Source organism: Alistipes sp. An66 (assembly GCF_002161445.1).
GTDB classification, from domain to species: Bacteria; Bacteroidota; Bacteroidia; order Bacteroidales; family Rikenellaceae; genus Alistipes; species Alistipes cottocaccae.
Window position 1 is genome coordinate 55,355 of record NZ_NFHT01000007.1, and the last position, 23,215, is coordinate 78,569.

Consider the following 23,215-nt stretch of genomic DNA (forward strand, 5'->3'; position numbering starts at 1 on the left):
CTCCCCGGCCGTGAATCGACAAAACCGAAAATCATTCAAAAACACAGGCTTATGCGTTTAATCATCGAAAATACCCCGCAGCAGGTCGCCCAATGGGCCGCCAACTACATCATCCAGCAGATCAAGGCCAAGGAGCAGGTGACCAAGTCTCCGTTCGTGCTGGGACTTCCGACGGGCTCGACGCCGCTGGAAACCTACAAGGAGCTGATCCGCCGCCACAAGACGGGCGAAGTGTCGTTCAAGAACGTCATCACGTTCAACATGGACGAGTATGTGGGACTTCCGGAGGAGCACCCCGAGAGCTACCATTCGTTCATGTGGAACAACTTCTTCAAGCACATCGACATCAAGCCGGAGAATGTGAACATTCTGGACGGCAATGCCGAGGATCTGGTGAAGGAGTGCGCCGACTACGAAGCGCGGATCGTGGAGGCGGGCGGCATCGATCTCTTCATGGGCGGCGTGGGCGAAGACGGCCACATTGCCTTCAACGAGCCGTTCTCGTCGCTGAACTCCCGCACGCGGATGAAGACGCTGACGCAGGATACGATTCAGGTGAACTCGCGGTTCTTCGGGGGTGACATCACGCTGGTTCCGAAGACGGCGCTGACGGTAGGAGTCGGCACGGTGCTTTCGGCCAAGAAGGTGCTGATCCTGGCCACGGGCCACAAGAAGGCGCGTGCGGTGCGTCACGGTGTCGAAGGGGCATACAACCACCAGTGGACGATCTCGGCGTTGCAGGTTCACCCGAACGGGATTCTGGTCTGCGACGACCCGGCAGCCGAGGAGCTTCGCGTCTCGACGTACCGCTACTTCAAGGACATCGAGCGCGACAACCTGATCTCGAAATAACCGAGAGAGGGGGGGGGCAGCAAAGGGCCGGCAGAAGAGGACCGGCAGAAGAGGACCGGCAGGAGAGGGCACAACAAGACACTCTGCCCGAAGGCTGTTTCTCACGGAGATTGTTCTTCCCGGAATTCCGGAACGCCCACCCACACGAAAAACCCCGCAGGCAGCAAGCCTGCGGGGTTTTTGTTGTAACCGTTTCCAAAAGAGTTATCGGAAAATCACCATGGAGGGATACCAATAGGAAGTGTCCGTATAAGCAATGGTATTTTTCTGCTCGCCCGTTTTACCGTCCACAACATAAATAGTTATGTTGGCACCCCAGTCAGAGGTATAGAACAGATAGAGGTCCCCGGTTTTAGGATCGACATTCAACCCTTTTCCATATACGGAGTAAGTTTCGGGGGCAGCAAAGAACTTTTCGGCGGTATTCGTTGCAACCGAATACTTGTACACATCGGTACCCGATCCCCCTACATCGGACAGGAAGAAAAGTGCATTCCCTTCTTTCGAAACGCTCAATGCACTCGGAGTGTAAGCCCACTTGTTATAATAAACAGACAGTCCGTCGGAGAGAGTTAGCTCCTCATCCGTCAAGGTCGACATATCAATCTTGACCAGTTTATTACCATTCGCGGCCCACAAATAGCCGCCGACCTCGGCAAACCCCGTCGTTGCGGCCGAGAGTTCCTTTACGGATTCAAGGGTTTGAGCATTGTAGACCTTGATTTTATGTTCGGCATTTGCAGTGGTGGTCATGAAGATATAACCGTTCTTCACGCAAACATCTCCCCACAAATCACGACCTTCATAGAAAGCGCTCCCCAGTTTCACGGGATTGAGCGTTACGGAATAAGCCCCGGCACCCGTAGTCAACACACCATGGCTGTCGTCAATCAGTGCCAAAGCGCGGGCCTGCGAGCTCAAGTCGCCCTCGGGAAGCGACGAGCGTTTCAGAAAATCGTCAAAACCGATCTCGGTCAGATACGGAGTCTCCTTCGTCACGACATATAGGAAATCATCGCTATACACAGCCATGGATCCCGTATTGCCGAGGGTTTCATCCGGATTATTCGTCTGAAAGAGGTTCAACGTCCAGCCTCCATCGGGAGTGTAATAATTGATCGAAGCGGGAGTATGCCCAAAGGAACCTTCATTCACGACATAAAAACCTCCCGTATACTTATCCTGGGAGGGGGCAGGAGAAGGGGTTCCTTTGTCCTCGTCGTCCTTCGAGCAGCCGACAAAAGCCAGCGCCGTCACCAGCGCAAGGGCCGAAGCAAATAAAAATTTTTTCATCGTTGTTTGGTTTAAATTAAAATATGTATAAAAACAAAAAATCCGGTCCCGGACCTCCCGAGATCGAATCCTCCGTTCCGACACACCTCCCGAACCACACAACGTCTTTGCAGCAGCCCAAGGCCGACTTCCACGATGCTCCGTTCTCCGCAGATGCGCTCGAAAAAAGATTCTCCCCTCCCGGGAAGCTGCAAGGCAGGTCTTCTGGCTCGTTCCTGTCGCAACGCCTTCCCGGTCCTCGGGGACCAGTGGCCAGCGTGTTGCGACCCGTACGGAACTTACAGCAGCGGGAACTGCTGCCGATTTTCACGGCATTCCCTTTTCATCACGCAGAGCCTCACAACCTCCTGCATACGCAATCGCATACCTCGGGATCGGCCCTTTGTGAACCTTGGCGGTGCAAAGTTAGAAAATAAATTCGTATCTTTGCCACCGCTAAACCAAAAAACACGAAAATCATGAAGCACGCTTACGTGTTCCCGGGCCAGGGCGCCCAGGCCGTCGGGATGGGCAAGGACCTCTACGACAACGTTCCCGCAGCCAAAGAGCTCTTCGAGAAAGCCAACGAAATACTCGGTTTCCGCATCACCGACATCATGTTCGCCGGAACCGACGAGCAGCTCAAACAGACGAAAGTCACCCAACCGGCCGTCTTCCTCCATTCGGTCATCATGGCCAAGGCGCTGGGTGTGAATCCCGATGCCGTTGCCGGACACTCGCTGGGCGAGTTCTCGGCACTGGTCGTAGCCGGCGCGCTTTCGTTCGAGGATGGTCTGAAACTGGTCTCGAAACGTGCCATGGCCATGCAGGCCGCCTGCGAGGCACAGCCCGGAACGATGGCTGCGATCCTCGGTCTGGACGACAAGACCGTCGAGGAGATCTGCGCCTCGATCGAGGGTGTGGTCGTTGCCGCCAACTACAACTGCCCGGGGCAGTTGGTGATCTCGGGAGCCGTGGAGGCCGTAGATGCCGCCTGTGAGAAGGCCAAGGCTGCCGGAGCGCGCCGTGCGCTGCGTCTGCCCGTGGGCGGGGCGTTCCACTCGCCGCTGATGGAGCCCGCCAAGCAGGAGCTCGAAAAGGCCATCAGCGAGGCGCCGTTCCAGACGCCCGTGTGCCCGATCTACCAGAACGTGGACGCCAAGCCCTATACCGATCCGGCCGCCATCAAGGCCAACCTGATCGCCCAGCTGACGGCCCCCGTGCGCTGGACCTACATCGTGAAGAACATGCTCGCCGACGGGGTGACGGAGTTCACCGAACTCGGTCCCGGCACGGTGTTGCAGGGTCTGATCCGCAAGGTCGACGCCAACGCCGCCGTCAAGTCGAAATCGACGCTGTAAGCGACAGCCCGCTCAAACAGAAGCGTCCGCCGTGTATCGGCGGACGCTTTTTCATCTTCCGACGGATGTCTCCATCAGAACTTATGCACGGCACGGACGCTCCAAACCGTCGCCTTGCTCTCCCCCTCGGAGCGGAGTGTCCCGTAGGGTTTCCGGTGCGAGCGCCACACGACCTCCGGGCGGCACCCCACATCGACGCCATAGCCCCGTGCGGCATCCTTCTCGGTCGACGACCAGAAGCGGAACGCCGGCCAGCGGGGATAGGGATCCCCTCCATAGCGGGCCATGCAGGCATTGAAGCGGTTCCTCAACGCATCGTAATCGCCCATACTGAACTTCCCGTCCTCGACCGCGTCGCCGAACAGGTCCCACAGTCCCTTCAACTCGTCGCGCGAAGGCAGGTACCAGCCCGCGCCCTTGGCTTCGCACCAGGCGAAGGCCGGGTAATCGGAGAGCGCAAAGCCGATCGACGGAAGCGCCTCCAACAGGCGGAGGCGGTTGTTCCACCCGTCCGAACAGTCGGTCGTTCCGAGCGCAACCCCTCCATGATACGCATACCGGACTTCCGTCCAGCCCGATATCATCTCCACGGTACCGGCCAGGATCTGCCGGTTCGCCTCGCCCACCCACGGCAGCTCTGCCTGGTCGAGCGACAGGAGCAGCCCGTGGCGCCCGCCGTCGGTTACCGAGATGACCAGCCCCCGCACGCCGTCCTCGTCGAACAGGTCGCCGGGGCGGTAGGACTTCGTCACGGCGGGCCACGGATACTCCGCAGCGGCGCTCACGGCACGATCCGTCATGAAAAAGTCCTGCGTACCGTTGCGGTATGTTACGGAAAAGACTTCGGAACGCGGCAGCATCAGCACCTCATCCGGACCGTCCCACAGCCGGTAAATGAGGTGCGTGTCGGTAACCTCCCGCACCTCGGCCCGAATCTCCTCGGCATTGCGCAGCAGGATCACATCCTGGGCCCGGGCGCCCGAACACCATACGGCCGCGACGAGCAACAACCAAACGCGTCCCATGACTAAAACCGGTATTTGACGACGATCCCCAGCGACGAAGGCTTGTTCCCCGCATTTTTATTGGGCGAAGCCACCGCGAACTGATATTGCAACCCGAGGTCCACGGACCGGAACGAATAGCCCAGATCGAGATACGGATATACGGTGAACGAGCGGATGACATCATCCCCGGCTTTCTCCCACGAACCGCGCCCGATACCGTTCCCCGCGACCTGCTCCCACACAGACTCGAAGAACGCTCCGGAGAGATCGATCTTGCCCTGCAAACTCATCACATAGGCGAACCGGAGCCCGCCCTGCACATAGAATCCGTTGCGCACGGGCCGCCACCCGTAATAGAGTGCGGCGAACAGGGCGTCGTACTTCATCCTGAAATCGAAGGACCCTTCCGCGTCCGAGGCGGAGATGCTCGTCAGACTTGCATCGTGCATGTATCCGAGTCCTGCACCGACATGTCCCTCGCCGGATTTCTTGAAGAAATGCTCGACGAAGGCCGACAGGGCAAACGTCATCCGGGGCTTGCCCGTATAGCTGGCGACATCCCCGTATCCGGACAATCCCTCCTCGAAATAGGACTTGAAAGACCAGAAGCTCAAACCGACCTCCCCCTTCACGCCGAACCAAGTCGTTTTTTCACGCTCGGCCCTCTTCACGGCAGCCGCCGACTGCGCAACCTCCTCGCGTGTCGGGAGTGCCGGAGCGGACGAGGCCGGCGCCGGGTCTTCAAACGGCGTGATGACCTCCTTGCCGCCCGACTCGTAACGGATGATGAAAATTTCGCCGCGGGAGATCGAATAGATCGGGCCCGAAAGGTTGTCATACTTCCGGTAACGGATCGTCCGGTCCCCCACCTCCACGACTTTCGCCCGGATCTCCTCGCCGGATCTCTTTACAAGAATGTCCTGGGCCGACACACTCCACACGGCCGCCGCAACAACAAACAACAAAAGGAACAGTTTCTTCATGACTGTTGGATTTTTTATTTGCTTCCCGGCTCCGACAAAGCGGTTGGACAAAAAACAAAAAAGTGTGGAGCCGTTCGCCCGTCCGGACAGAAGGCTCATGCAAGCCGAAAATCGCAGAAACCGGATCTCACAGCCGCATACGATGTTGCGCCTCGAACCATCGAAATTTCTCCGATTTCCATCCCGGACAAAAGCGAAACACTTTCACCAAAAACAGTTCTGCCGGACTCCCGACAAAACAAAGATATGAAAAAAACCTCCGCTTCCAAACAGGCGGCGAAAATCCTCCGGAGCCATGCCGGAGCGCCGCAACCGCGGCCATGCTCCAAACAGGTCTTCACGACGTACAGTCGGTTAAATATCAATGGATTGAGAAGAGGCACCCCTTCTGCGCAACAAAATTTATTAAATTTATTAAAAAGCTGTTGCGGTTTTTAAATAAATTTATTACTTTTGCAAAGTTAGTAAAAAAATCAGCCCGCAAGGATGACCTCACTCACCGAATTTTTCAACAAGCACGAAGATGAGACCCTGAAAGGAATCTCACACAAAAACAGCATCATCAAGCGCAACATCATCGCGCACATGGCCGTCAACGGCGAGTGCACGCTCTCGGAACTCACGAAGGAGCTGCACATCAGCGTCCCGACCATCACCAAACTGGTTCAGGAACTCGTCGACGAAAACATCGTCACCGACCTCGGCAAGGTGGAAACCCCGGGCGGGCGCCGTCCGAACATCTTCGGCCTGGCCAATTCGGCCATCTACTTCGCGGGAGTGAACGTCGGCCGCGACAACATGCGGTTCCTGATCACCGACCTGCAAAACAACATCATCAAGGAGGAGAACGACTTCACGTTCGAACTCATCGACCGCCCGCAGTGCATCGAGCGCATCTGCTCGAACATCGAGCACTTCATCGCCAACTGCGGCATCGACCGCGGCAAGATCCTCGGACTGGGCGTCTGCATGACCGGGCGCGTGAACCCCGCCACGGGCCGCAGCTACAAATACTTCACCACGAGCGAACAGTCCCTGCGCGACATCCTCGAAGAGCGCGTGGGCATCCGCGTGCTGCTGGAAAACGACACCCGCGCCCGCTGTTATGCCGAATACACCTGCGGCAAGTCGAAGGACGAGAGCAACGTCCTCTACCTCCACATGGGGCGCGGCGTCGCAATCGGAATCGTGGTCGACGGACAGCTCTACTACGGCAAGAGCGGATTCGCCGGCGAGTTCGGACACATCCCCTTCTTCGACAACGAGATCATCTGCTCGTGCGGCAAGAAGGGATGTCTGGAAACCGAAGTCTCGGGTATCGCCATCGAGGACAAGATGTGCCGTCTGATCGAAAAGGGCGTCAACACGATCCTGAAAGAGAAATACGACCAGCAGAAGAGCATCCACATCGACGACATCATCAACGCGGCGAAAAATGACGACAACCTCTCGATCGAACTGATCGAGGAGGCCGGCGAGAAGGTCGGCAAGGCCGTGGCGTTCCTGATCAACACGTTCAATCCCGAAACGGTGATCGTGGGCGGCAACCTCGCCGCCGCAGGCGACTACATCATGCTGCCGCTGAAATCCGCCACGAACAAATATTCGCTCAACCTGGTCTACAAGGATACGAAATTCCGGGTTTCGAAGATGAGCGAGAACGCCAATGCGTGGGGTGTGGCGATGCTGATCCGCAACAAGGTCATCGGGTTGTGATGATGCTGTCGGGAGGCGCCGTCCGCCTGCGGGCCGTGGAGCCGGAGGATGCCGAACTCCTCTACGAGTGGGAGAACGATCCGGCGGTCTGGGCCGTGAGCGGCACGACGGAACCCTTCTCGCGGGAACAGATCCAACGCTTCATCGAGCGGCAGGCTTCGGGCGGAGATTTGTTGCGAACCGGTCAGTTACGGTTGATGATCGAGGTGCCGGAGCCAGCGGGAGCGGCGGAAACGGGAGCGGCGGAAACGGGAGCGGCGGAAACGGGAGCGGCGGAAACGGGAGTAGCGGAAACGGGAGTAGCGGAAACGGGAGTAGCGGAAACGGGAGCGGCGGAAACGGGAGCGGCGGAAACGGAAGCAGAGCCGGGAATGACCGACGAAGCAAAGGCCGCGAATCCGAATCGGACGTCCCGCATGTTCCGCACGGTCGGGACGATCGACCTCTTCGAATACGACGTGCTGCACGGACGGGCCGGAATCGGGATCCTGATCTATGACCGGAGCGACCGGGGCCGGGGCTACGCCGCCGATGCGGTTGAGACGCTCTGCCGTTACGCCCGCGAGAGGTTGCGGATGCACCAGTTGTGGTGCAATGTCGGAGCGGAGAACGAAGCGAGCCTGCGGCTTTTCCGGGGGCTTGGGTTCCGGGAGATCGGCAGGAAGCGCGACTGGCTCTGGACTCCCGACGGCTACGGCGACGAGATTATGCTGCAAAAGATCCTGGAATAAAACGACAACAGCCTGCATGGATGCAGGCTGTTGTCGTTACAGAGGCCGAGAACCGGCTGAAATCCCCTATTCCACCAGGGTCAGCTTCACCTTCCGGTCCTTGACAAGGATGTAGTAGTCACCCGGTTCAAGGAAGCGGTTTCCGTCCTCATCCACAAAGGCCAGATCGCGTTCGGGATTGATCTCGAAACGGAAACGTCCGGTCTCACCGCTTCGCAGCAGCCGTTTTTCAAAATGACGTAACTCCTTCACCGGGCGTGAGATCCGGCATACCGGATCGGAGACAAACCAGAAGACGGTCTCGGCGCCGTCGCGCGAACCGGTATTCGTCACATCGACCTCCACCGTGATCCGATCGCCACGCCGGAACGTTTCGCAGGACACGACCGGCTCTCCGTATGAGAAAGTCGTGTAGCAGAGCCCGTGTCCGAACTCATACAGCGGAGTCGAAGGAATATCCTGATATTTGCCCTGATGGGGACGAGCGCTCTGCCGGTGGTTGTAGTAAATCGGAATCTGCCCCGTCGCATAAGGGAAGGTGATTGCCAGACGTCCCGACGGATTGATCCGTCCGGAAAGAATCCCGGCGGCGGGGGCTCCGCCGCGAACTCCGGGCTGCCAGACCTGGAGAATCGCCGCGCTCAAAGGTTCGAGCCGGCAGAGTTCCAGCGGACGGCCGCTCGTGAGCAGCAGGACGACCGGTTTGCCGCACTGCGCCACCTCGCGGGCCAGCCGTTCCTGAATGGCCGGCAGGGCGATCGTCGAGCGCGAGGCGTTCTCACCGCTCCAATTGGCCTTTTCACCCAGACAAAGCACCACGACATCGGCGGCCCGGGCCACGGAAACGGCCTCGGCGAATCCGGTGGTATCCTCGCCGTCGAATCCGCAGCCGAAGGCATACGACAGTTCGGCACGTCCGGCAAACTCGCGTTCGAGCCCCATGAAGATGCTCTCGACATCCTCCCCCGAACCGTGAGCCGCCCACGATCCCAACAGATGGAAACGGCTCTTGGCCATGGGGCCGATGACGGCAATCCGGCGAGCCTTTTCAATCGGGAGCAGGTTGTGCTCGTTTTTGAGCAGGACCATCGACTCGGCGGCCAGCTGTTCGGCCACGGCAAGGTCTTCGGGACGCAGGAAACGCTCCTCCTCCGTGGATTCGGGCGTATAGGGATGTTCGAAGAGCCCGAGCCGGAACTTCACCCGCAGGACCCGGCGGACCGCATCGTCGAGCCGCTCCTGCGACACCTTCCCGGCCCGCACCAGATCGGCCAGATGCGCATCGTAACAGCGATTCATCATATCCATGTCGAGACCGGCATTGAACGACTTCAAGGCGGCCTCGGCGCAATCGGCGGCAACCCCCTGCGACCGCAGCTGCTGAATCGCGCCCCAGTCCGAGACGACGAAGCCGTCGTGTTTCCAGCGTTTTTTGAGGACTTCGGTCAGCGTATAGGGATTGGCCGAACCGGGGACGCCGCTGATGTCGTTGAAGCTGCTCATCACGGTCAGGGCCCCGGCCTCGACTCCGGACTCATACGGCGGGAGATAGGTATCCCACAACGTCTGCCGCGAGACCTCCGTATAGACATAATCGCGGCCTCCTTCCGAGGCTCCGTATCCGACGTAGTGTTTCAGGCAGGCCGCCATGCGCGGCCCTTCGGCCAGGTTGTCGCCCTGAAATCCCTGCACGGCAGCCGCACAATAGACCGCATTGGCATAGGGATCCTCGCCGTAGCCCTCCGACACCCGGCCCCAGCGGCCGTCGCGGGCCACGTCGATCATCGGGGCGAAGGTCCAGTCCACACCGGACATGCTCGACTCACGGGCCGCAACTCCGGCAGCCTTCTTCACCAGTTCGGGATTCCACGAGCAGGCCTGCGCCAACGGAATCGGGCAAATGGTCCGGAATCCGTGAATGACATCGAAGGCGAAGAGAATGGGGATCCCCAACCGGGTCTCCTCCACGGCCCGATACTGCAATCGGTTCCGGAGTTCAGGCGAGGTTCCGAAATAGATCAGCGACCCGATCTCCCCGGGGATGTCCCCCACGGGATCGGCCATATTGTTCACGTTGTCGTTCCGACCGAGGGTGTATTGATTGAGTTGGAGGACCTTTTCCTCCAAAGTCATCCGTTGCAGCAGATCCTCGACCCGCTCCTCGACCGGACGTTGTGCGTCCTTGTACGCTGGCAGGCGATCCCCGCCCCAGACGTCGAATGCCAGCAGAGCGGTCAGCAGCAATCCGCAGCCGATTTTTTCGGTTGTTTTCATAATCGGAAAATCATTTAAATACGGGATTTGTTGAAAGTTGCATACATGTCGTCGGGTCGCAGTTCCGGATATCGAAGACCACGAGCATATTGCCGGTGCGGCGAAGCAGGTCATCCGGGATACGGATCGACTGTTGCTTCTCCTCGTTCCAGAACGCCCCGAGATAACAGCCGTTGAGCCAGACCTCGCCCATGCCCCACCCCGACACGTCGAGGTAGCGGCCGGAGGTCTCCGCACAGTCGAAACACCCTCGTCGGAAGCAGGGTTCGAGCGGTCCGGCACCCATCGGCACATAGTCCAGCTCCGCAGGATCACCCTCCCGAATGGCAAGCGGAATGATTCGCCACCCGACAATCTCCTCACCGCCGAGACGGACGCTGCCGAAGAGCCCCTTTGCATTGTCGAGGATCTCGGGGCCGTAGGTAATCCGGCCGATGTTCTCGACATAGAGTTGCAACAGGTGACTCCCGGCCGGAGCCGCAACGGACAGGCTCTTCCGGGCATCGGTCAACGTCCCCGCGAAATGCCTGTCGAGATAGACGGCCGCATAGTCGCGCACCTGTTCCAGCGCCAGTTCGGCCCCGCCTTCGGGCAGTTCGACCTCCGTCTCGTAGAGAAGATACCCGGACTCGATGCCGAGTTCATTCATGGGGAGCACATCATCGGACTCCCAGACCTCGCCGTAGACCGCTTCGAGCGGCGCACGCTCCGTCAGGACGATCTCCTGCGCCCGAAGCCCCGGCAGCGACAGCAGAATACCGCCCATCAGCAACAGCTGTTTCATTTCTTTCCGTTTTGATGCAGGAACGACCGGACGAACGCCCCGTCCAGCGCGACCTGCGGGTTGAACTGGTCACTGTGCACATAGCGGTCGACGCTCGCCAGCAGCTGGCGGGTCGCCGGACGCTCGTCCATCTTCCGCTGCGTATCGACAGCCAGGAAGAGCAGTTTCCCACCGCCGACCCGGGCCTCGAAACCGATTCCGAGTTTGCGGTTGCTGTCGAAGCTGTCGATCACCTGGATGAAGGGGCGCAACGCGCGCGGTGCATCCTGCAAATCGACCACACGGGCATTTTCCAGAATATCCCACCACTGCCAGTCGGTATGGTACGAGGTCGGAAAATCGTCGAAAACCGGATTCCCCGCATGTATCAGACACCCGATGGTCTTCGGCGCCCAGGCGAACATGATCGGATTCCAGAAATGGTTGTGGAAAGTCGAGCGGCGTCCTTCCACGCGGCTCGGGGAGGGCAGGAGAACCACCGTCTTCCCGGCGGCCAGACGACGTTCGGCTTCGTCGTCGAACATCCGGGTGTAAAGCACCTCGTCGTCGGACTGCATGAGCGACTCGTTCCGGGGGAAAACCCACAGGTTCCAGCTGTTAGCCAACGTCTCGCCGACCTCCATCCGGAGGGTCAGCCGCTGCGGCCCCCGGATCTTCCCGAGCGGGATCGAAAGCTCCCCGACGGGGAAGACCCCTCGGTTCGCGATGTCCTGCGTTTTGAGCGCACCCTGGGCCAGGCGGTGTCCGGCGTCATCGAGCAGCGACCACCGGATCCGGGCGCGCTTCCATTCGGAATCGCTGAAATTGTAGACCTCGGCCTTTGCCGTGAAGGTCTCGCCTTCGTACCAGGAGCTCTTCGGATAGCGCAGCAGCAACACGGTCGGGGCACAGAACGACCGCCACTCTTCGGGGGTCACCAGCCCTTTCGAATCCCAGAAGGGATCGAGCACCCCGACCGGGGCATAGCCCTGCCCGGGGAAGTCGTTCAGCGACAGGAGCTGGAACCCGGCCGATTTCGACGAACGGAGCAGCGCCTCGATGACCGCCTTGTATTCGACGACGGTCAGCGCCCCCGAGGCCCGGAAAAAGTCATACGCCTGATCGAGCATGCCGTTTTGTTCGAGCATCTCGCGCCAGAGTTCGAAATTCCGCGCCCGCACCGGGCCGGTAAACTTCTCGATCTCCCGGAAATCGGGATAGATGCATCGCTGGCCGGACTCGTGCGAAAGGACCGGGACGTCGACGTCGGACTCCGCGCTGCGGTCCCAGTCGGTCGTCGGACGCCCCTCGTAGACCTTCACCGGGCCCTTGTTGGTCTGTTGCGAGACGTAGTACTGGTCCGACGGCACACGCGTCCGGGCCGTCGAGCCGCTGAAAAGATGACGCGGGTCGAGAGCCCGCCCCGAAGCGGTCAGTTCTTCGATGAAATCGAAATTTCCCGTGATCTCGTTTCCGTTGCAGAAGAGCAGAAACGACGGGTGGTTGCCGTACTCTTTGAGAATGGCCCGCATCTCCCGGCGGAAAAAGTCATAACGTGCCGAATCGGGTTCGGCATCCTTTCCCCACATGGGCATCTCGACTTCGAGGTAGACCCCGTATCGGTCGGCCATGCGGAAGGCTGCACGCGGCGGGCACCAGGAGTGGAACCGGACATGGTTGAGCCCGTACTCCCTGACGATCGACATGATCCGCCCCCACTCGTCATCGCCGAGGGGAGCGTGGCCCGTTTTCGGGAAGACCGCATTCTCGACCGTGCCCCGCAGATGGATCGGATGTCCGTTCAGCAGGATATGATTCCGGCCCTGCGCCACCTCGCGCAGTCCGAACGTAACCGACCTTTCATCTTCGCACGACTCCGGCCCGGCCTGTGTGAGCAACCGGCAGCGCAAGGTATAGAGTCTGGGCGAGAATTCATCCCACAGCGGAGCATCATCCCCCAGCGAGAGCTCGCCCGCAAGGCGGAGCTCCGGCCCGTCCCCGCTCACGGGAAACTCTCGCTCGACCTCGACGCCGTTGCCCGACACCGTGACGAGCGCCTTGCCCCGGAAAGGCTTCCCCGTGGTATTGGCCACCGTCAGACGCATCTCCACGCTCCGGTCGGCAACACGCGGAAAGAGCTGCATGTCGTCGATATGGACCGGATCCATGACCAAAAGCTTCATCTCGCCCAGAATGCCGTTCCAGTTGATCTGCGTGAATTCGGTGTGGGCATGGTCCCACTTGTGCGTGTCGTACTGATAGCGGTTGTCGATGCAGAGCGTAATGCGGTGCGTCTTGCCCGGGGTGACAAAATCGGTCAGGTCGTGCACGTGCGGCACGCTGACGTAATCGCAGCGGCTCACCTCTCTGGTGTCGACCCAGACCGAACTGAGCCAGTGCACACGCTCGAAACAGAGCAGGATCCGTTTACCGGCCCATTCGGCGGGGAATTCGATATCGCGCTGATACCAGGCCGGAGCCATATATTCATAGAGCCGCGTCAGCCGGTCCACATGCCGGTAGGGCGATTCGTAACCGATCCGATAATCATCGGTGATTCCGGGCAGTACGATGCTGTCCTGCAACGGATGGTTGTAGCGCGGCGAGAGCGACCCGCGGCGGAAATCCATCACATCCGTCTGGAAGCGCCAGACCCCGGAGAGATCCACCTCCCGGGTCCGGGCCGTTCCCGGGAGAGAGGCCGCCAGAAGCCCCAGGGCCAGGAGCCATTTTTTTACGATTCGGTGTTTCATTGATGCAGTAGTTTCAGATTTCGGGATGCCCTCAACGGGCACAGACCATCCGGATTCCGCGCTTCCACGGCGGGAAACCCGGCACGAATCAGGATTGCAGCATCCGTTTCAGACGGACGAGCGCCTCGACATAATAGTAGTCCGCATAGGTGAGCGGCACGTCGACCTCCGATGCGAACGGATAGGCACCGGTGCTGTGTTTGAGGATGAAACCGCCGTTTTCGCCCTCCTCTGCCGTGTATTCGGGCGAGGCCAGCGTCCGGATCTGCCGGATGGCGAAATCGCGATAACCCTGCGCCTCGGCACCTTGCGTGAATCCGCTCAATTCGAGCAGGGCCGATGCCATGACGGCCGCCGCCGAAGCGTCGCGCGGCGTCGAGGGAGTCGCGGGCACGTCGAAATCCCAATACGGGACGCCGTCGCCGGGCATGTTCGGATGGTTCAGCAGGAAACGGGCAATATGCCGGGCCTGTTGCAGGTAGCGGTCGTCACCCGTCCAGCGGTACATCGCCGTATAGCCGTACAGTCCCCAGGTCTGTCCGCGGCTCCACGCCGAACCGTCGGAATAGCCCTGATGCGTCTGTTTCACATGCGGACATCCCGACAGCGTGTCGTACGAAACGACATGCCACGAGCTGTAATCGGGCCGGAAGTGGTGTTCCATCGTCTTGTCGGCATGCGAGCAGGCGATCCGCCGCAAGGTGGTGTCGCCCGAGTTTGCGGCGGCCCACATCAGCAGTTCGAGGTTCATCATGTTGTCGATGATGACCGGATACTGCCACTTTTCCCGGCTGTGGTCCCACGAACGGATCACCCCGACCTCCGGGCGAAAGCGCGTGGCCAGCGAACGGGCCCCGGTGAGAAGCACCTCGCGGTAGGTGGAGTCACCCGTCAGCCGCAGACCGTTTCCGAAACTGCAATAGAGCATGAAGCCCACATCGTGGTTGTCGGTGGTAAACTTTTCGCGCTCGACCCGTGCGGTGTACATCCGGGCATATTCCAGCACCTCGTCATGGCGGCTGTTCTCGTAGAGATACCATAACGTACCGGGGAAGAAGCCGCTGCACCACCAGCGGGAATCCGACGAGACATCCTCGCCCTTTTCCCAGGTCCGCGGCAACCGTCCCTCCCGGTCGGTGTATTTGCGTGCCAGGACCAGACTCTGACGTTCGGCATGCGCCAGCGCCCGGTCGACAAGCGTTGCGAGCGGTTGCTCCCGGTCTGCGGTGCACCCCGCACCCATCAGCCACAGAAGCCCCCAAACAACATATCGTTTCATTCTTCGTCTCTGATTTTGGTTCGCATGATTTCAAACAGATCCGCCTCCGGATGTTCATGCCCCATCCGGAAGCGGACCTCATTCCGGGAATCCCGTCCGACGGAGATTCTCTTCCGAATCGGCCCCGAGCCGCACCCCGGACCAATGCCGGAGCGACTCTCCGCCTCTTTGCGGAAGGATCAATCGACCTTCACGGTCTGCAACTTGACCCAACCGTCGGCCGTCTTCTCGTTGTTGACCGCCAGCTCAATGGCCGGGACATTCTCTTTGGTCGTATCGACGATGGCAATACCCCACGTATAGGTACCGGCCGGAAGATCGATGGCCGGCGTCTCAAAGACATAGGAGAAGGGCTTGCTGTCGACCCACGTCGAGGGTTCGCACTTGTCGTCGACGAAGACCTTCCGCGCAGCGCCCGACTCATCGAGCAGCGCATAGGCCACCTTGTACTTGTAGTTCCACTGGGGCAGGTTGTTGGGCATGTACCCCCAGCCCATGTTGCGCCAACGCGAAGCGACCTTCACGCGGCTTCCGGCAGCCACCTGATCCGGCACGGTCACCTGATCCGGATAGATGCGGTAACCGCCCTCGGAGACGAAGCTCTTGACCAGATCGAAGGCGTCGTTGAACCACGACTGGGTCTCCTCGCCCACGCGGAAGTCCATCATGTTGACATGCGCCTCGGCCGAGGCGTCATACTCTCCCTTGCGGACATCCTCCGGATGCCCCTGGCGATACCCGGCCGGGTCGTTCCAGTAGGAGTGGCTGCTGACGATGTAACCGCCCTCCATGATGATGGGGACCTTGAAACGCCACTGTGCGGCAAGGGCCTTCTCCCAGGTGCTGTATCCCCATCCGGAGTTGTTCATGCCGAAAGCGTCGTGGCGCAGGCAATAGCCGTTGGAAACGGCCAGAGCAATCAGGCTCTCGCTGTTCGGATTGGCCTCCCCCTCGCTCGTCGGATGGCCGATCACCCGGTGATAGTTGATCACCAGCGGAACCTTCGTGAAGTATTTGGCATACAGCTTGGTGATCCAGTCGAGGACTTCGCGCTTGACCGTCTCGGTATTCTCGTCGACGGCCGACACGTCATTCTCGTCATAGGCTACGCTGTGGCCCTCGCCCCATTTCCCGAGACCGTATCCGTCGATGAAGGCCGTGCGGTCCGGGTCGTTGAACTCCTCGGCAAAGGCCTGGACGAACTTCTCATAATACTGCTGGAAGATGGGATCCTGCGGCATCGGGGTCTTGCGGTCGGGGTATTTCGCATTCTCCAAAGCATACTTCGCACCGGCATCATAGACGAACTGGGGCGTATTGGCCCCCTGATCGCGTCCGTCGACCACGACACGGAAAGCAATGGGGAGGTTCCGTTCCCGGGCGGCCTGCACCAGTTTGTAGACCTTCGAATCGGGATCTTTCCAGGCATACTGCCCGTCCGCAGGGTTCAGCACCGACCACTTCGTGCGGATGTAGCAGGCCGAAGCGTAGTCGGCCACCTTCACGTTCTGGCCCAGCGACGGCACATAGATCTCCGTATCGAAATAGGAGGGGTCGTAATCGGCGCTGACATACATGACCCAACCGTTCAGCGGATTGTGCAGCACGTCGCTGCGATTGTAGGCCGGTTTCACGGTCACTCCCTCAACGGTTTCGCCGCCGTCACCCGCTCCGTCATCGGATTTCGAGCAGCCGCACGACGCCGAGCAGAGAAACGCCAACGCCATGAAAACCGCCAATAATCTCTTGTCCATATTCATACGCATTTAACAGATTTCGTTTGTAAAAAGGGTGCCGTACCCTTCTGTCGATCGGAATCCGGTCTCCATACCGATACGGCACCGTCTCTGGGGATTCAAAGGCTCCGCACTACTTGTTCCGGGCCAGGATCGTCATATTCCGCAGGTCGAGGATCAGTAGATCGGCGGAAGGAACATCGTAGTAAGAATTTCGCACCGCGCTGGACACTCCGCCATGCAACTCGCTTACCTTACCCAGCGGTAGCGAAATCTCCTGCTTCTCCGTATCCGTTTTGGGAGGACAAGTGAAACAATAGGAGTGGGACAGATCAAAAGGTTTGCCGTTCGACTGCATGAGAGGTTTGCCTTCGCTGTCGGTAAATCCCTTTGCCAGAGCGAACTTCATCTTTCCCTTGTACTTCGTACCGTTATGCTTCGCAGCATCGTAAACCAGTATCTGCGGATCGGCCATACTTGGCTCGAAAGTAACCTCTTTCGTTCCCCAACCTGTGCCGGCGCCGTACAGGTACAGAACACCGGTTACCGGAATTGTCACTTCGGGATTGGAAGCATCCCCAGTCAGATGGAACGTTACCGACAGCGGCTTCAGGTCGGTAGCCTCCGAGTAGAAGCGCACCTGCTTGTTCTGCATGTCGATCAGCAGGCGGTACTTGCCGGCTGCGGGGATGTTCCACGAAACGGGCGTCTCCTGCATCTTCACGTCGATCAACTCTCCGTCGTGGATGTCGCTCGCCCCATCGGCCGGAACGAGGTAGTAGTTCAGGCCGTCGAACTCGACCGGAACCTGCAAATCGCCGATCTGCAAGTCACCATACCAGGCGTAAAGGTTCTCGTTCTCGACAGTCTTCCCGATCTCGGTCTCTCCGCCGACTACCGACGATCCGTCGATCGACATCTTGTCGGCCGCAAAGATATCGACATGGATCGGCGTGACGTTCACCTCCACGGTGCGCACCTCGGGCATCTCGTAGGTCTCGCCGCCGACATACTCGGCGATGACACGGAAGGCCAGCGTAAAGTTCTTGTTCACGGGCAGGTTCCAACGTTCGTTGGCCCAGTTGTTGAGCTGCTCGGAGGTGAAGCTTCGGCTGAATATCCCTTCATCCTCCACGGTCTCGATCGTGGTCGAGGAGCCGAAGTTGTTGGTCACGACGTCCAGTTTGGTCGTATAGGTGACCAGGAAGTCATCGGACACCTGGCGGGCCGGCGTCCACTCGAAGGTCAGCACCGGGTCCGTAAGGTGCTCCTCATCCAGGACAATGTCAGCCGACGATGCCGTGAGCGTCAAGGTTTCGGGAACCGGGTCGGCGTCGTGCTCGTAAGGATCCCAGGCGCAAGCCCACTGCCCCACGGCAAGAAGGGTCAGGAGCGATACGTTGCATGCAAATTTTATCTTTTTCATACTCTTTTTTTCATGGTTGCTGATGCGGTCCGGATCACCGGACACTTCACTTTGCTTCTCTTGTCCGCCCGGCAAAGGAAGGGGATCGGAATCCCCCTTCGTCGGCGGATCATGTTCATGCTACTCGTCGTAGCCGGGGTTCTGCGGGAACTCCACATCGCGGTTGGCGTCGCGGATTGCCTGCGGGATGGGCCACAGCACATGGTAATCCTTAATCCGATCTCGCGCCTCCGGATTGTACTTCTTCACGCGGTCGATCAACGTACCCGTGCGGACCAGCGTAAAGCGGCGGCTCTCCTCACCGTAGAGTTCGCGGATGCGCTCGTCGAGCAGGAAGTCCATCGTCATGTCAGCAGCGTCGACATCGCTCACACGGGCACGGCGGCGCACCTCGTTCACGGCATCGGCGGCCTTGTCAGGCATGTTCTGACGAAGGTAGGCCTCGGCCAGCAGCAGATAGGTCTCGGCCAGACGGAACTTCATGCGGTCCTTGTACGAACCGGTGAGTTGCAGGTTCTCCTCCTTGCCGAAGAAGAACTTTTTCAAGGCCGGGAAGAGCTGTGCCTGGGACCAGGTGTCATCGGTAATCGGACACTTCTGTTCGAGTTTGTTCGGCGTCAACGGGTTGTTGTAGTACCAGTTGCGCTTGATGCTGTATTCCGAATTGCGGATATCGCCATCCTCGAAGATACCCCCTTCCTGAATACCGGGATACCCTTCGGCTTCATCGGCCGTCGTGGCGCTGGTGCCCTTGACGCCGATCCACCATTTCAGCGGACGGATCTGTGCCAGACCGCGGCCGCCCAGCGAATCGGCCAGCGCGAAGCCGTCGATGTTGAAGTACTGGGGATTCCACGCACGGCGGGTCCAGTCGTCGGAGTTCGTACCGCCGCCGACCGTGTTGTACTGGAACTGCATGACCCAGATGCTCTCGGTATTGCCGGCCGAACGGTTCTGGTTGTTTTCGAGGAACATGTCGCTGAAATAGTCGCCGGCCTCATCGAGGTGCTTGCCGTAGCGGGCCTTCACCAGGCTGTAATGGCCGCTTCCGATTACATCCAGCGCATTCTCCTCGGCGAGCCGGTAGTCGCCGTCGGCACCGCGGAACAGATACATCTCGCTCAACAGGTGGCGGGCGGCCCAGGTGGTGAGCTTACCCTCCTTCACGGCATCGGGATCCTCCGGCAGATAGGTCTTGGCAAATTCGAGGTCGTCGATGATATGTCCCAGCACCTCGGCTTTCGGGGTCCGCGTGAACGAGAGGAGGAACGGCGTCTGAATGGTCTCCACCCAGGGCACATCGCCGTAGAGATAGACCAGCGTCCGGTAGGCATAGGCGCGGAAGAAACGGGCCTCGGCCTGATAGAGCTGCTTGTCGGTGGGATAATCCCAGTTCTTGTTCTTTTCGGAGTAGATCAGCAGTTCGTTGGCCGATGCGATGAGGTTGTAGGCCCAGTTCCAGTAGGAGCCGACGAAGAGTGTCGACGGGTTGAGCGTCAGTTCGGCAAAGGGAACCAGCGAACCGTCGCGCACGGTACCCATGCGGCAGATGTCGGTCGAGATCTGCAACACCTCGTAGGCGCAGGCGCCGTTGTGCATGAAGGCGCCGCTCTCACCCCAGGTGTTGTACTCCGAACGTGCGATGGCATAGAGTCCGGCAGACCCCACTTCGAAGCCCAGCGTGCTGGTGTAGGTATTGTCGGGCGCGAGCGAACTTTTCAGATCCTCCTCGAGGAAGTCGGCACAGCCCGCAGCAAGCGACAGAAGCGAACATGCGGCGCTGATCTTGATATAATTCATCATTTTCATGGACAGGTCTCAATTAAAAGGTTATGGTTAAGCCCAGCACATAGGAACGGGCGGTCGGGAACGAAGCGAACCAGGTGTTGTCGTAGTTGAGCATCTGGCGCATGTTCGAGAAGGCGCAGACGTTGTTCACGCTGAAATTCACATCCAGGGCGCTCAAACCGATCTTGCGGACGATCTTCTGGGAGAAGCGGTAGCCCAGCGTGATGTTACGCAGCTGCACATAGTTGAGCTTCTTGTAGTAGCCGTGGTCGAACGAAGCCTGGTAGCCCGGCGATACGACCTCGGCATCGGGGGTTTCGGGCGTCCAGTACCTCACGCCATGGATGTAGTTGCCCGAACCGAACGTATAGGACGAGATGTTGGCCACGTTGTCGGTCATCCATTTCCCGAAGACGCCGTTGAAGAGGATCGAGAAGTAGAGATTCTTATAGGAGAGCCGGTTGCCCATCGCCATCGTAAAGCTGGGGTTCTTGCTTCCGATGACCTTGCGGTCGTTGGAGTCGATGATGCCGTTACCGTCGACATCTTCGAGTTTGGCGGCACCGGGTGTCGCGCCGGTCTGGTGAGCCACCTCCTTGCCTCCGCCGTCGATGAACGTGAACTCGTCACCCTCCTGCCAGATACCGACCATATTCCAGTCGTAGTAGACCGAAAGCGGCTGGCCGATGAACCACTTGTTGTTCACGTCGTCCTTTCCGTCGCCGCGCAGTTCGACGATCTCGTCGCGGTTGAGCGAGAAGGTGAAGTCGGTGCTCCAGGTGAAGTTTTTCTTGCGTATGTTATCTGAATTCAAAGTCAGTTCGACACCCTTGTTGCGGGTCTGTCCCACGTTGTCCCAGATCTTGCTGTAACCGTTCATGATGGGCACCGTACGGGTCATCAGCAGGTCGTAGGTGTTCGAGAGATACATGTCGAGCGAACCGCTCAACCGGCCGTTGAAGAACGAGAAGTCGAGACCGACGTTGGCCGTATAGGTGGTCTCCCAGCGCAGGTCGGGGTTACCGATACCGTCGCTCGGCAGGTAGGCCGAGTTGACGGCCGACGAGGTGTCGCCCCAGATGTATTTCACACCGTTGGTCGAATAGAGGCGGTCGAGGGTCTGGTAACGCGAGATGGCGTTGTTACCGTTGGCGCCATACGAAAGGCGGATCTTCAACATGTCGACCCAGGTGGCGTTGTCCTTGATGAAGTTCTCCTCACCGATGTGCCATGCCACGGCTGCCGAGGGGAAGAAGGCGTACTTGTTGTTGCGTCCGAAGACCGAGGCACCGTCGACACGTCCGGTCAGCGTGACGAGGTACTTGCTGTCGAAGCCGTAGTTCAGACGGAGCATGCTCGACACCATGGTCTCCTTCCAGTAGCTGGAACCGATCGTGATCTTGTTCTCGGCGCCGTCCATGCGGTAGAAGCTCGAATCGTCATTCACGAAGCCCTCGCCGCTCTGCGATGCGCTCGTGGATTTCATCTCCTGCACGGAGAAGAGGCCCGTAGCGTCGATGTGGTGTTTGCCGAAGGTCCGGTCGTATTTGAGCACGTTCTCCCACGTGTAGTCCGTATTGTGGGAGTTGGAGATCTCGGCACGTCCGTCCACCTTCTTGCCGGTCACGGTGTTGCGGCCGTAGTAGGTTCCGTCGAACGTATTGCGGTAGTTGTAACCGAACTGCGACCGGAAGGTAAGCCCCTCGACCGGGAACTTGATGTCGATGAAGCCGTTGACGAGCATGTTGCGGCCCGTGCGTTTCTGATCGGCGTTGACATCCTTCATCGGGTTGGGAAGGTTCGAATAATCCATCGGCTCCTCATAGTAGGCCCCCGTCTCGTCCTTGTAGATACCCCAGGGGCTCTGCTTGATGGCATGTTCGAGGTTGGGGGTGGCGCCGCCGCTCTCGCGGTTCACAAACTGCGTGGTCAGGCCCACCGAGAGCCAGTTGTTGAGCGTCTGGTTGATGCTGGCGTAGACGTTCGTACGTTGGTAGTTCGAGTTGTAGACGACGCCGGGGTTGTCCAGGTAGGAGACCGAAGCCGTATAGGTGGTCTTGTCGTTACCGCCCGAGATGCTCAACTGGTGGTCCATCGTGAAGACGCTGCGGAAAACATAGTCCTGCCAGTCGTTGGTCACGCCCTTGGCGTAGTTGACCTTCTCGCTGGCGCTGATGATCTGTCCCACCAGCGGGTCGAGCTGTTCGCCCGAGTAGTTGTTTTTCAGACGGCCCATGTCCTGCTTGAAGCGGATGAACTCGTTGGGGCCCATGACCTGAATGCGCTGCATGGGTTCGGCGATTCCCAGTTTGGTCTTGTAGGTCACGTGCAGGTCACCCTTGGCGCCGCGTTTGGTCTGGATCAGGATGACGCCGTTCGAACCACGCGAACCGTAGATAGCCACCGACGAAGCGTCTTTCAGCACCGACATGTTGTCGATCAGGTTGGGGTCGAGGTCGGCCAGCGAACCCGAATAGGGAATTCCGTCGAGGATGATCAGCGGCGAGTTGCTGCCCGAGAGGGAGTTCTGACCGCGGATCAGCAGCGACTGGTTGCTGCCGGGAGCGGCGTTGGAGGTCGTGATGTTGAGACCTGCGACCTGGCCGACCAAACGGTCCATGAGGTTGCTCGACGAAACCATTTCGAGCGTCTCCTTGTCGACCACGGCAAGGCCTCCGGTAAGGTCCTTCTTTTTCTGCGAACCGTAACCCACGACGACCACTTCGTCGAGCGACTGGGCGCTGGGCACCATCTTCACGTTGACAACCGTCTGATTGCCGACCTGGACCTCCTGATCCGTATATCCCAGATAGGAGAAGACCAGCGTCGAGGCGGGCGCGGCCTTGATCTCGAATGCGCCCTGGTTGTTGGTTACGGCACCGGTATTGTTGCTCTCCTTCACGAGAACCACGACTCCGGCCATCGGAGCGTCATGCTCATCCACGACCGTTCCCGTTATTTTCCCGGCATTCTGTTGAGCGACGGCGAACGGCGGGATTGCCGCCAGGGAGACGAAGACGGCAAGAATCACACTGTTTTTCAGTTTTTGGAATATTCCTGACATAAAAGAATGTTTTAGGTTAATGCACAAATAGAGGTGGGATCAAACAATAATGACGAAACGCGTTGTCCGGGCGTTCGTCATCCATTCCAGCGATACATCATAGGCAACAAAGTTTAGGTTTCAGGTTTCAAGGGTGATCAGTGTACAGCCCGGACATGCCGGAACTTTTCAAGACAAATATCCGGAAAACATCAGGAATGGGCGGGAGTC

15 protein-coding genes and 1 riboswitch are annotated in these 23,215 nt (G+C 59.1%); of the genes, 4 read left to right on the plus strand and 11 right to left on the minus strand.

Annotated features, from left to right (window positions below; genetic code table 11):
* Positions 1–51 precede the first annotated feature (51 nt).
* Positions 52–852, plus strand: coding sequence for a glucosamine-6-phosphate deaminase (gene nagB / locus B5G16_RS06500; protein ID WP_087262428.1), 801 nt, complete (start codon positions 52–54; stop codon positions 850–852).
* 204 nt (positions 853–1,056) lie between these two features.
* Here the strand turns inward: nagB and B5G16_RS06505 are convergent, their stop codons facing one another.
* On the minus strand, positions 1,057–2,145 hold the full coding sequence (locus B5G16_RS06505; RefSeq protein ID WP_087262430.1) for a DUF5074 domain-containing protein: 1,089 nt from the start codon (positions 2,143–2,145) through the stop codon (positions 1,057–1,059).
* A 177-nt stretch (positions 2,146–2,322) separates the two neighbouring features.
* Positions 2,323–2,500: riboswitch (cobalamin riboswitch) on the minus strand.
* Between the two features lie 103 nt (positions 2,501–2,603).
* Between B5G16_RS06505 and fabD the strand changes: the two genes are divergently transcribed.
* Complete coding sequence (gene fabD, locus B5G16_RS06510; protein WP_087262432.1) at positions 2,604–3,485, plus strand: ACP S-malonyltransferase; 882 nt, start codon at positions 2,604–2,606, stop codon at positions 3,483–3,485.
* A 74-nt stretch (positions 3,486–3,559) separates the two neighbouring features.
* On the opposite strand, the gene B5G16_RS06515 is transcribed toward fabD, so the two are convergent.
* Together B5G16_RS06515 and B5G16_RS06520 are read right to left on the minus strand one after the other, a co-directional pair.
* A complete protein-coding gene (locus B5G16_RS06515) occupies positions 3,560–4,510 on the minus strand; it encodes a hypothetical protein (protein WP_087262434.1) in 951 nt (316 codons plus the stop codon).
* 2 nt (positions 4,511–4,512) lie between these two features.
* Complete coding sequence (locus B5G16_RS06520) at positions 4,513–5,475, minus strand: hypothetical protein (protein WP_087262436.1); 963 nt, start codon at positions 5,473–5,475, stop codon at positions 4,513–4,515.
* Between the two features lie 486 nt (positions 5,476–5,961).
* Here B5G16_RS06520 and B5G16_RS06525 point away from each other — a divergent pair, with 486 nt between their 5' ends.
* Both B5G16_RS06525 and B5G16_RS06530 read left to right on the plus strand, forming a co-directional pair.
* On the plus strand, positions 5,962–7,191 hold the full coding sequence (locus B5G16_RS06525; protein ID WP_087262438.1) for an ROK family transcriptional regulator: 1,230 nt from the start codon (positions 5,962–5,964) through the stop codon (positions 7,189–7,191).
* The gene (locus B5G16_RS06530; RefSeq protein WP_087262440.1) at positions 7,191–7,922 is read left to right on the plus strand and encodes a GNAT family N-acetyltransferase; all 732 of its coding nucleotides are present in this window, start codon (positions 7,191–7,193) and stop codon (positions 7,920–7,922) included. Before B5G16_RS06525 ends, B5G16_RS06530 begins: the two co-directional genes overlap by 1 nt.
* A gap of 66 nt (positions 7,923–7,988) precedes the next feature.
* Here the strand turns inward: B5G16_RS06530 and B5G16_RS06535 are convergent, their stop codons facing one another.
* From B5G16_RS06535 to B5G16_RS06570, 8 genes are all read right to left on the minus strand, one after another.
* Entirely contained in the window at positions 7,989–10,196 is a 2,208-nt protein-coding gene (locus tag B5G16_RS06535) for a glycoside hydrolase family 3 N-terminal domain-containing protein (RefSeq protein WP_087262442.1), read from the minus strand.
* Between the two features lie 10 nt (positions 10,197–10,206).
* On the minus strand, positions 10,207–10,980 hold the full coding sequence (locus B5G16_RS06540) for a beta-galactosidase (RefSeq protein WP_087262444.1): 774 nt from the start codon (positions 10,978–10,980) through the stop codon (positions 10,207–10,209).
* Positions 10,977–13,712: a sugar-binding domain-containing protein gene (locus B5G16_RS06545; RefSeq protein WP_087262446.1), complete on the minus strand. Its 2,736-nt coding sequence runs from the start codon at positions 13,710–13,712 to the stop codon at positions 10,977–10,979. Before B5G16_RS06545 ends, B5G16_RS06540 begins: the two co-directional genes overlap by 4 nt.
* 88 nt (positions 13,713–13,800) lie before the next feature.
* Entirely contained in the window at positions 13,801–14,991 is a 1,191-nt protein-coding gene (locus B5G16_RS06550) for a glycoside hydrolase family 88 protein (protein ID WP_087262448.1), read from the minus strand.
* Between the two features lie 179 nt (positions 14,992–15,170).
* Positions 15,171–16,745 carry a DUF4832 domain-containing protein gene (locus B5G16_RS06555; RefSeq protein WP_087262451.1) on the minus strand — a complete coding sequence of 525 codons (1,575 nt, stop codon included), beginning with the start codon at positions 16,743–16,745 and terminating at the stop codon, positions 15,171–15,173.
* Positions 16,746–16,860: 115 nt separating this feature from the next.
* The gene (locus B5G16_RS06560; RefSeq protein WP_087262453.1) at positions 16,861–18,153 is read right to left on the minus strand and encodes a SusE domain-containing protein; all 1,293 of its coding nucleotides are present in this window, start codon (positions 18,151–18,153) and stop codon (positions 16,861–16,863) included.
* A gap of 120 nt (positions 18,154–18,273) precedes the next feature.
* Positions 18,274–19,956, minus strand: coding sequence for a RagB/SusD family nutrient uptake outer membrane protein (locus B5G16_RS06565; protein WP_204228052.1), 1,683 nt, complete (start codon positions 19,954–19,956; stop codon positions 18,274–18,276).
* A gap of 19 nt (positions 19,957–19,975) precedes the next feature.
* Positions 19,976–23,005, minus strand: coding sequence for a SusC/RagA family TonB-linked outer membrane protein (locus tag B5G16_RS06570; protein ID WP_239406008.1), 3,030 nt, complete (start codon positions 23,003–23,005; stop codon positions 19,976–19,978).
* Between the last annotated feature and the right edge of the window lie 210 nt (positions 23,006–23,215).